Source organism: Kluyvera genomosp. 1 (genome assembly GCF_001266615.1).
Lineage (GTDB): Bacteria > Pseudomonadota > Gammaproteobacteria > Enterobacterales > Enterobacteriaceae > Kluyvera > Kluyvera cryocrescens_A.
In genome coordinates, this window is sequence record NZ_LGHZ01000053.1 from 58,267 (window position 1) to 68,407 (window position 10,141).

Consider the following 10,141-nt stretch of genomic DNA (forward strand, 5'->3'; position numbering starts at 1 on the left):
CCAAAGAGGAAATAAGATGATCGCGGAGTTTGAAGAGCGCATTCTGGCGTTAATTGACGATATGGTGGAGCATGCCAGTGATGATGAGCTGTTTGCAAGCGGTTATCTGCGTGGTCACCTGACGCTGGCGGTTGCCGATCTGGAAGAGGGTGAAGCCCATAGCGCTGACGCGCTGTATCGCAACGTGACCCGTAGCCTGGAAACGGCAATCAGTGCAGGTGAACTGTCGCCGCGTGACCAGGCGTTAGTCAAAGACATGTGGGATAACCTGTACCAGCAGGCTTCTCGCTAAGTTTGCCGATTGCCCGGAATCGCTGCCGGGCAATTGACGTAGCTCATTTCACCGCTTTTCCCTTCAGCAGTTTTCTTATCCACAGTCGATTTGGATTAAGCCCCGCGAGCGTCACCGCATCCAGCGGTAGCGGCTCCTGACTCATCTGCGCTGCCAGCACTTCTGCCGCCAGTGGCGCTGAACAAAGCCCGCGTGAGCCCAGCGCGCCCAGAACAAACAGGTTTGAGTAAACCGGAGCCGGTTCGGCTGCCTGTAGGTTTTCGTGAAGCGATGCATACTGCGTGAGCGTTGCCTGGTAATCCGGTACGTTACCCACTATCGGCAGGTGATCGCGAGTCGCGCAGCGCACGCCGCAGCGTGCTTCATTGGCGCTGACATCCACTTCCTGCGTCCACGCTTCATCCGGGAAGCAGTCAATTAAACGTTGACGGTTGTTTCGCTGGTCTTCTTCATTGAAGGCCATTTCACGCTCACCTCGATGGTAGCTGGCACCAATACAATGCTGCTGGTTACGCGGGTTTTGCGGCGTGAGATAGCCGTCATAGCACAATACCTGGCCAAGTTTCGACAGACTTTCCGAAGTGGGGATATGGCTAACCTGACCGCCCACGGCGTATACCGGCAGATGTTCGGTTTGCGTGAATTGGCTGAGGTTGTGGCCATTCGCCAGCACGACGCTCGGGGCGCTCGCGGTTTCACCATCGGCAAATTGCAGCTGCCAGCCGTCTTCAGATGGCTCAAGTGCCGTCAGCGTTTTTTGCCAGTGCACCTGTAACCCTTGCTGGCCCGCCAGCGCAAACACGCCAGCGGTCAGTTCGGCAGGACACAACCAGCCGCCGAACGGATACTGAATACCGCCGCAGCCCGTTTCAAGACCAATGGTTGCGGCCACCTCTGCCTCGGAAACGGCGTGGGCGATTTCTTTCGGGAGGGCCAGCGACAGCATCTGCACAATTTTTTGCGCGCTTTTTTCATCCCAACCTAGCTGGGTGACGCCACACCATTGATGATCAAACTGGATAGGTAAAGCATCATACAGGCGGCGGGCAAAAAGAAATGCCGCCGGAAAGAACTGTGATAACGCCGGGTCGTGAGCCGTCAGCAGCGGATAAAGTGCCCCCTGGCGATTACCGGATGCCCCTTGCGCCGGAGCATCGTCGGCACAGTACAGTGTGACCGCCCAGCCACGGCGCAGCAGAGCCAGAGAGAGCAGGGCGCTAGCGATGCCGCCGCCGATGATGGTCGTTTCTCGCACTGCACTGCCGGTACGGGCAAACCATGGTGTACGCGTTGCGTCGGGCTGAGGTTGAGTCATCTCGCCAATCAACATTTCGCGTTTACGGCCAAAGCCTTTGTGTTTGTGCATCGTGAACCCCGCTTCCTGCAGGCCACGACGAACAAAACCCGCCGAGGTGAAGGTCGCTAGCGTGCCACCAGGCCGGGCGGTGCGAGCCATCGCGGAGAACAGCGCCGGGGTCCACATGTCTGGATTTTTTGCCGGGGCAAAACCGTCGAGGAACCACGCGTCAACCTGTTGGTTGAACGAATCGTCAAGTTTATCGGTCAGTTCATTGATGTCGCCAAACCACAGGTCAAGCGTCACTCTACCGTCGTCCAGCAGCAGGCGATGACAACCTGCGAGCGGGAGCGGCCACTGAGCCTGTAATTGTTTAGCCCACTTGGCCAGCTCTGGCCAATGTTGATGTGCCAGACGCAGATCATCAGCTTTCAGTGGAAATTTTTCAAAACTGACGAAATGTAATCTTTGTAGCGTAGCGTCAGGATGCTGGTGGCGAAAGGCGTCAAAAGCCTGCCACAGCGTCAGGAAGTTGAGGCCGGTACCAAAACCACTTTCGGCTACCACGAAAAGTGGATGCGGATGCTGGGGAAAACGTACCTCTATCTGATTACCGCCAAGGAAAACGTAACGGGTCTCTTCTAACCCGTTATCGTTAGAGAAGTAGACGTCGTCGAAATCTCGGGAAACAGGTGTACCCTCACTGTTGAATTCGAGGTTGGCGGATTGTATGGCGTTTTGTTTCACGTAAGTTACTCGCACGGCAAGGAGTCAGCCGATCTTAACGATGCGTGCCCGCAGGTGCAAATTTCTGCATAAAATTGCTGATCGGACTTGTTCGGCGTACAAGTGTACGCTATCTTGCCACTCGAAACTTAAAATAGTGATGACTTACAGAGGTATTGAATGAAACGTGCAGTGATTACTGGCCTGGGTATCGTTTCCAGCATCGGCAGCAACCAGCAGGAAGTCCTGGCATCCCTGCGTGAAGGACGCTCGGGGATCACTTTCTCTCAAGAATTCAAAGATTCTGGTATGCGTAGCCACGTATGGGGTAACGTCAAACTGGACACCACCGGTCTTATCGACCGCAAAGTGGTCCGTTTCATGAACGATGCCTCTATCTACGCTTACCTTTCTATGCAGCAGGCTGTTGCAGATGCTGGCTTGAAGGAAGAAGAATATCAGAACAACCCACGCGTCGGCCTGATTGCCGGTTCCGGTGGTTCTTCAAAAGCACAGGTATTTGGTGCAGATGCAATGCGCAGCCCGCGCGGCCTGAAAGCAGTGGGTCCTTACGTCGTGACCAAAGCGATGGGCTCAGCGGTTTCCGCCTGCCTCGCCACGCCGTTCAAAATTCACGGCGTAAACTACTCCATTAGCTCTGCTTGCGCCACTTCCGCACACTGCATCGGTAACGCGGTAGAGCAGATCCAACTGGGCAAACAGGACATCGTGTTTGCTGGCGGCGGCGAAGAGCTGGGCTGGGAAATGGCCTGTGAATTCGACGCGATGGGCGCACTGTCCACCAAGTACAACGAAACCCCAGATAAAGCGTCCCGTACCTATGATGCACACCGCGATGGTTTCGTTATTGCAGGCGGCGGCGGTATGGTCGTGGTTGAAGAGCTGGAACACGCTCTGGCTCGCGGCGCGCATATTTATGCAGAAATCGTTGGCTACGGCGCAACTTCCGATGGTGCAGATATGGTTGCTCCATCCGGCGAAGGTGCAGTGCGCTGCATGCAGATGGCGATGCACGGTGTTGATACGCCAATCGATTATCTGAACTCCCACGGGACTTCTACTCCGGTAGGTGACGTGAAAGAACTGGGTGCGATTCAGGAAGTGTTCGGTGACAACAGCCCGGCCATCTCCGCAACCAAAGCGATGACTGGCCACTCTCTGGGCGCCGCCGGTGTTCAGGAAGCTATCTACTCTCTGCTGATGCTGGAACACGGCTTTGTTGCCCCTAGCATCAACATCGACGAGATGGATGAGAAAGCTCAGGGCCTGAATATCGTCACTAAAGCAACCGACCGCGAGTTGACTACCGTGATGTCTAACAGCTTCGGTTTCGGCGGCACTAACGCGACGCTGGTAATGCGTAAGCTGAAAGCCTAAGACTGAACGTTGACGTGAAAAAGGAGCCTAAGGGCTCCTTTTTTATGCATTGACAATCAGTCCAAAGAACAGGCAAACTCCCGGCTCAACATTATCGTTCTGATAATGCGTAAGCGTTTAACGTCAACCAACGCACCTTAATCCTGATAATCGGGTAGAGGGGGCGTGGCTATAGATCCTCGCCTTACTCAGTATTCTGGAGTAAAGCATGACCGCAGTTATTCAAACTGAACGTTCGTCTTCATCAAACGTTTCTCTTTTTCGCATCGCGTTCGCGGTGTTCCTGACCTATTTAACCGTCGGTATTCCGCTGCCGGTGATCCCGCTATTTGTGCACCAGGAGCTGGGCTACGGCAACACCATGGTGGGCGTTGCCGTGGGCGTTCAGTTTTTTGCTACCGTCTTAACCCGTGGCTATGCCGGGCGATTAGCGGATCAGTACGGCGGTAAGCGTTCCGCCCTACAGGGGATGTTCGCCTGTGCCTTTGCCGGCGCTGCCTGGCTTGGCGCCGCGTTGTTACCCGTGGATGCGATGGTCAAATTTGGGCTGTTAATCGTTGGGCGATTGATCCTTGGGTTTGGCGAAAGTCAGCTACTGACCGGGACGCTGACCTGGGGAATGGGGCTGGTCGGGCCGAAGCAATCTGGCAAAGTGATGTCGTGGAACGGCATGGCAATTTTTGGTGCACTGGCTGTCGGTGCGCCGCTGGGATTATTCATCAATGCCCGTTATGGTTTTGCCGTGCTGGCTGGGGTCACCATGATGCTGCCGCTGCTGGCCTGGGCTTTTAACGGCTCGGTGCGCAAGGTGGCAGCAATGGCCGGAGAACGACCATCGCTGTTTAGCGTCATTGGGCTCATCTGGAAACCAGGAATGGGGCTAGCGCTCCAGGGCGTGGGCTTTGCGGTGATAGGCACCTTCGTTTCGCTGTACTTTGTGAGTAAAGGCTGGACGATGGCGGGCTTCACCTTAACCGCGTTCGGCGGCACTTTTGTGCTGGTGCGTATTCTGTTTGGATGGATGCCGGACCGCTTCGGTGGCGTCAAAGTTGCGGTGGTTTCGCTATTAGTCGAAACCGTCGGCCTGTTGCTGTTGTGGCAGGCTCCTGACGCATGGATTGCTTTAACCGGTGCCGCGTTGACCGGAGCTGGCTGTTCGCTGATCTTTCCAGCGCTGGGTGTTGAAGTTGTTAAGCGGGTGCCGCAGCAGGTTCGTGGTACGGCGCTGGGCGGCTATGCGGCGTTTCAGGATATTGCCCTTGGCGTTTCCGGCCCGCTGGCGGGAATGCTCGCCACCTCGTTTGGCTACCCATCGGTATTCCTCGGTGGGGCGATTTCCGCCGTGTTGGGCATTATGCTGACGCTGTGGGCGTTTCGTAAGTAACGTTTAAGCTCCGGCTCTACGCACGGTAGGGCCGGCTGCTGCTTTTCGTGGTAAGAAATACTTCACCTGAAATTCGTACATGTTGGTGTAGAGAATAGAGTAATCAATTGGCGTTGATTGTTCATCCACGGCCTGCGTTTGCATACGAATGATGGGATCTAATGCGCTAATATGCAGCAGTTTCGCTACTTCTGGAGAGGGTAGTATGGGCTGAATAGATTCGTAGCAGCCCATAATTTTCACGCCGCACTCATTTTCAATGTAGGAGAATTTCGACTTCTTCATATGGGCAATCGTCAGGTCAGGGAAGCGGCTGGCGGAAAGCCAGGTTTCTTCCACCTGCATGGCAATATTATCGATAAGTCGCAGTCGTTTTGCATAGTAGACGGGGTCACCCAGCGTGAGCTTTAGGCTATTAGCGATTTCGTCAGAGGCTGTCTGCAGCTCAAATTTGAGTATTTGGCTGGTGGGCGTTTTGCCCTCGTTCTTCGCGATTTCGGTAAAACTGTCGAGGTGGGTTACCGAAGCCTGAAAATGTTTGTTCCGCAAATAGGTGCCAGAACCATGCCGCCGCTCAATCATTCCCTCTTCTTCTAGCGTCTTTAACGCTTTGCGTAATGTATTACGCGAAACATCATAAAGCTCTGCCAATTCTTTTTCTGACGGTAGAAGATCGCCAATATTGTAGATCGCGCTGTTTAATCTGTTTTTAAGCAGATTGATGACGTTCTGGTAAACCACTTTTGAACCTCCTTAAATCCTTTTTAAACAAAAGGTTGCAAATCCATTCATGCAATTTATGGTCGATACGTTCATCTTTTAGTCCGTTTTTGAACAACTTGGCAGCTGTTAACTGTGATCGGAAGACGAGTTACGAAAATTAACAATTATTAAAGTGTACGTCAATTCGTGACATATTTTATGAGAAAGGGAACAGGGTATGGAAAATATATTGTTGGTGTGCGCCGCAGGGATGTCGACGAGTATGTTGGTAAAACGAATGCGTGAACACGCAGAGGCGGTTAATAATCCAGCGAATATTAATGCATTAGCTATTTCTGAAGCCAAAGAAAAAATTAAGAAAAATGAAGTCAGCGTGGTGCTATTAGGGCCACAGGTTCGTTTTCAAAAAAACGAAATTGAAGCGATTTCCCAGGGGAAGATTCCGGTTGCTGTGATTGACATGAAAAGTTACGGCCAAATGGATGGTAAAGCGGTATTTGAACAAGCTTATCAGCTATTAAATAAATAATTCCAAAATTAAGGGTTAGCTATGGGATTTATGAATTCATTTGAACGGGGAATGGAAAAGATCCTCGTTCCTGTCGCTATTAAATTAAACTCTCAGATACACGTTTCGGCCATTCGCGATGCATTCATTCTGTCATTCCCGATTGTCATGGCCAGTTCACTGATTATTTTGATCAACTTTGCGATTCTGTCACCGGATGGCTTTATTGCCAGCATTCTGCATTTGGGGACGTTGTTCCCGAACCTTGCTGATGCGCAGCAAATCTTTACTCCGGTGATGAACGGTTCGGTCAATATTATGGCGGTACTGATAACCTTCCTCGTTGCGCGCAACATGGCGATTAGTTACCAGCAGGATGACCTGCTGTGTGGCCTGACGGCGATTGGTGCCTTTTTCGTGGTGTATACCCCTTACGTTATTATTGATGGTCAGGCCTATCTGACCACCAAATATCTTGGGCCGCAGGGTTTGTTTGTCGCGGTGATCGTAGCACTGCTTTCCAGCGAGATTTTCTGCCGATTGGCGCGCAACCCGAAAGTAACCATCACCATGCCGGACGCCGTTCCGCCAGCGGTGGCGCGTTCCTTCAAGGTGCTGTTGCCAATCTTCTTCGTGATGATTTTCTTCTCGATCCTCAACTACCTGCTGTCCAAAATCTCCCCTAACGGCTTGAACGACCTGATCTATACCTTGATTCAGGCACCGCTGAAAGATATGGGCACCAACATCTTTACCGTGCTGATTCTGGGGCTGGTCGCTAACTTCTTGTGGATTCTGGGTATTCATGGGCCAAACACGGTAGCGGCGATCCGCGAAACCATCTTCTCGGAAGCGAACCTGGAAAACCTCTCCTATGCGGCATCCCATGGTTCAACCTGGGGCGCGCCGTATCCGATCACCTGGACCGGTATCAATGATGCCTTTGCTAACTGCGGCGGTTCCGGGATGACTTTAGGTCTGCTGCTGGCCATTTTCATTGCATCACGCCGTAAAGATTACCGCGATCTGGCCAAGATGGCCTTTGTGCCTGGCCTGTTTAATATCAACGAGCCCGTGATGTTTGGCCTGCCAATCGTGTTGAACCCCATCCTGGTGATTCCATTTATTCTGGTGCCATTCGTCAACTCGCTGATCGGCTACTTCTTTATTACCCTGGAGATTATTCCACCGATTGCTTATGCCGTGCCGTGGACGACCCCTGGACCCTTGATTGCTTTCTTTGGTACCGGAGGAAACTGGATGGCGCTGTTTGTCGGAGTTCTGTGTCTTGCCGTTGCTACTCTGATCTATCTGCCGTTTGTCATTGCGGCTAACAAAGTTAATGTGTCAGCTGCCGCTGAGCAGAACAGTTAATACCAATCAGGACATTTTCGTCAGGGATTGACGATATCTTCAGATATTTATTTCTCGTTAGTATTTAACCCTCAGCCAGCAATGGCTGAGGGCATATTATAATTAAATTTAAAGGGTTTCTCATGAATTCAAGTAAATTGAAGGTTAGCTTATTGGCTTTTTCAGTCCTTGCCGCATTATCGCCATTAAATGTAATAGCAGCTAAATTAACAGTAGAGCAACGTTTAGAATTGCTGGAGGCGGAATTATCAAGTTATAAAAATAAAGTGGCCGAGCTTCAGCAGAATATTAAAGACAATGAAAAGAAAAACCAAACGGCAACAAATATAGCTCAGCAGTCCCCGGTGGCAGATAATATCGAAAATGAGAATAATGAAAAAACTAATGCGGTGGCCAAACCGGAAGTCAAAGCCACACAGCAGGTCGCGGTGATTAATACCGACGGGAATAAACCGAAAGTTGAAAGCGTGACCATGAAGGATATCAGCAAGTTTGTGAAGGAAGATATTGGCTTCAGTTACGAAGGCTATTTCCGTTCCGGCTGGGGGACATCCAACCATGGCTCAACGCAAACTTACGCTGCGGGTTCACTGGGCCGTTTTGGTAACGAAATGAGCGGCTGGTTCGACTTGACCATGAATCAGCGGGTCTACAATCAGGATGGTAAAACCGCCAATGCCGTTGTCACCTACGATGGTAACGTGGGGGAGCAGTATAACGACGCCTGGTTTGGTGACAGTGATAACGAAAATATTCTTCAGTTCAGCGATATCTTCCTGACCACGAAAGGCTTCCTGCCGTTTGCTCGCGAGGCCGATTTCTGGGTCGGTAAGCATAAGCTGCCGGAGTATGAAATTCAGATGCTGGACTGGAAATCGCTCACCACCGATGTGGCCGCCGCGGTCGGGATTCAGAACTGGAACCTGGGCGTAGGGCAGTTGGATGCCTCGCTTAGCCGTAACGATGTTGACGTTTATTCCCGTGATTTCAACAACACCACCCAGATGAATACCAATTCCGTCGACCTGCGCTATCGCAATATTCCGCTGTGGCAGGATGGCTCTTTGTCGCTAATGGGTAAATACGCCTTTGCCAACAAGACCGACGAGCAGAAAAAGAATGAGAGCAACAACAGTTACTTCGAGCTGAAAGATACCTGGATGGCGACCGGGATCGTCCGTCAGGAGCTGGATCGCGACGGATTTAACGAGTTTACCCTGCAGGTGGCGAATAACTCCTATGCCAGCAGCTTCTCCAACTTCTCTGGCGCCAGCAACTCGATGGCCCAGGGGCGCTATTACTATGGCGATCATTCGAACGGTATCGGTTGGCGATTAATTTCTCAGGGCGAAATGTATTTGGCGGATCGCATCATTATGGCCAATGCGCTGGTGTGGTCGCATGGCGAGGATGTGTATAGCTATGAAAGCGGTGCGCACAGCGACTTTAACAGCTTCCGCGCGGTGATTCGCCCGGCGTGGATTTGGGATACCTGGAACCAGACCGGCGTCGAGCTGGCATGGTTTGCACAGAAGAACACCACGCAACAGGGGCAGGATCTGAAAGAGTCGGCGTACAAAACCACGCTTTACCACGCGTTAAAAGTGGGGCCGAGCCTGCTGGGTTCGCGTCCTGAAATTCGTTTTTACGGCACCTACATCAACATCCTCGACAACGAGCTGTCGCAGTTTAAGTTTAATGACGACAGCAAAAACGAGTTTATGGCCGGCGTACAGGCCGAGGTGTGGTGGTAACAGTTGTTTCGCCGGAGGCGGTATCGCGGCCGCCTCCGGATAATCAACAAAAGAGAAGCGCTATCGATGTAATAAGGGGAAAACCTATGATTAAGCTGATAATAACCGATCTCGACGGCACCTTTTTAAACCGGCACGGCGACTATAACCGTGTGCTATTTCCGCATATCAAAAATCTGATGCAGCAGAAAGGCGTAGCGTTTGCGCTGTGTACCGGCAAACAGTGCGAACGTGTCGAAGAGCTTTTTGGCGAACAGGTCCATGACTTTTGGATCCTCGGCGACAGCGCCACGCGGATTAAACATGCGGGGGAATACGTTTATCAGTCGCTTATCAAAAACGCCCTCGGTCGCGAAATCATTGCCACGCTTGAAGCGGTGAACAGTGAGCCGGTGGTCATTGCCTGTACGCCGTACGGGGCCTATGTCAAAACGTCGTTAGCGCCGGAAATGCTGGCCAAAGTGAAGATGTCCTATGCCAACGTGGTGCAGGTAGAGAGTTTTGCCGAGGTTGCACATGACTTCGTGAAAATCTCGCTGTTCGATATCAAAGGACGCTGCCCGCAAATCAAACCGCATCTGGCGGCCTATTTTGATAAGGCGTATATCGTGGTGTCAGAAGACGCGTGGATTGATATTGCCGATGTGGGCGTGCACAAGGGCCACACGGTGGAGATCCTGTCTCT

Annotated in this window: 9 protein-coding genes; 7 read left to right on the plus strand and 2 right to left on the minus strand. The window is 51.9% G+C overall.

Going from position 1 to position 10,141, the window contains the following annotated elements:
- Positions 1-16: 16 nt before the first annotated feature.
- On the plus strand, positions 17-292 hold the full coding sequence (locus KP80_RS21705; RefSeq protein ID WP_052285714.1) for a YfcL family protein: 276 nt from the start codon (positions 17-19) through the stop codon (positions 290-292).
- A 43-nt stretch (positions 293-335) separates the two neighbouring features.
- Here KP80_RS21705 and mnmC read toward each other — a convergent pair whose 3' ends face one another.
- Positions 336-2,336, minus strand: a complete 2,001-nt coding sequence (gene mnmC, locus KP80_RS21710; RefSeq protein WP_052285715.1) for a bifunctional tRNA (5-methylaminomethyl-2-thiouridine)(34)-methyltransferase MnmD/FAD-dependent 5-carboxymethylaminomethyl-2-thiouridine(34) oxidoreductase MnmC — start codon at positions 2,334-2,336, stop codon at positions 336-338.
- Positions 2,337-2,495: 159 nt separating this feature from the next.
- On the opposite strand from mnmC, the gene fabB reads away from it, so the two are divergent.
- Both fabB and KP80_RS21720 read left to right on the plus strand, forming a co-directional pair.
- Entirely contained in the window at positions 2,496-3,713 is a 1,218-nt protein-coding gene (fabB, locus tag KP80_RS21715; protein WP_052285716.1) for a beta-ketoacyl-ACP synthase I, read from the plus strand.
- Between the two features lie 208 nt (positions 3,714-3,921).
- Positions 3,922-5,097, plus strand: coding sequence for an MFS transporter (locus KP80_RS21720; RefSeq protein ID WP_052285717.1), 1,176 nt, complete (start codon positions 3,922-3,924; stop codon positions 5,095-5,097).
- 3 nt (positions 5,098-5,100) lie between these two features.
- Here KP80_RS21720 and KP80_RS21725 read toward each other — a convergent pair whose 3' ends face one another.
- The gene (locus KP80_RS21725) at positions 5,101-5,838 is read right to left on the minus strand and encodes a GntR family transcriptional regulator (protein ID WP_052285718.1); all 738 of its coding nucleotides are present in this window, start codon (positions 5,836-5,838) and stop codon (positions 5,101-5,103) included.
- A 199-nt stretch (positions 5,839-6,037) separates the two neighbouring features.
- Here KP80_RS21725 and KP80_RS21730 point away from each other — a divergent pair, with 199 nt between their 5' ends.
- From KP80_RS21730 to KP80_RS21745, 4 genes are all read left to right on the plus strand, one after another.
- On the plus strand, positions 6,038-6,349 hold the full coding sequence (locus KP80_RS21730) for a PTS sugar transporter subunit IIB (protein WP_052285719.1): 312 nt from the start codon (positions 6,038-6,040) through the stop codon (positions 6,347-6,349).
- A 21-nt stretch (positions 6,350-6,370) separates the two neighbouring features.
- Entirely contained in the window at positions 6,371-7,702 is a 1,332-nt protein-coding gene (locus KP80_RS21735; RefSeq protein WP_052285720.1) for a PTS sugar transporter subunit IIC, read from the plus strand.
- A gap of 122 nt (positions 7,703-7,824) precedes the next feature.
- Positions 7,825-9,456, plus strand: coding sequence for a carbohydrate porin (locus tag KP80_RS21740; protein WP_052285721.1), 1,632 nt, complete (start codon positions 7,825-7,827; stop codon positions 9,454-9,456).
- A gap of 86 nt (positions 9,457-9,542) precedes the next feature.
- On the plus strand, positions 9,543-10,141 hold a 599-nt coding region (locus tag KP80_RS21745; RefSeq protein WP_052285722.1), incomplete at its 3' end, for an HAD hydrolase family protein.

Coding starts and splice junctions, on each gene's coding strand:
- KP80_RS21730 (WP_052285719.1), top strand. CDS start 6,038: ATGGAAAATATATTGTTGGTGTGCGCCGCAGGGATGTCGACGAGTATG.
- KP80_RS21735 (WP_052285720.1), top strand. CDS start 6,371: ATGGGATTTATGAATTCATTTGAACGGGGAATGGAAAAGATCCTCGTT.
- KP80_RS21720 (WP_052285717.1), top strand. CDS start 3,922: ATGACCGCAGTTATTCAAACTGAACGTTCGTCTTCATCAAACGTTTCT.
- KP80_RS21705 (WP_052285714.1), top strand. CDS start 17: ATGATCGCGGAGTTTGAAGAGCGCATTCTGGCGTTAATTGACGATATG.
- fabB (WP_052285716.1), top strand. CDS start 2,496: ATGAAACGTGCAGTGATTACTGGCCTGGGTATCGTTTCCAGCATCGGC.
- KP80_RS21740 (WP_052285721.1), top strand. CDS start 7,825: ATGAATTCAAGTAAATTGAAGGTTAGCTTATTGGCTTTTTCAGTCCTT.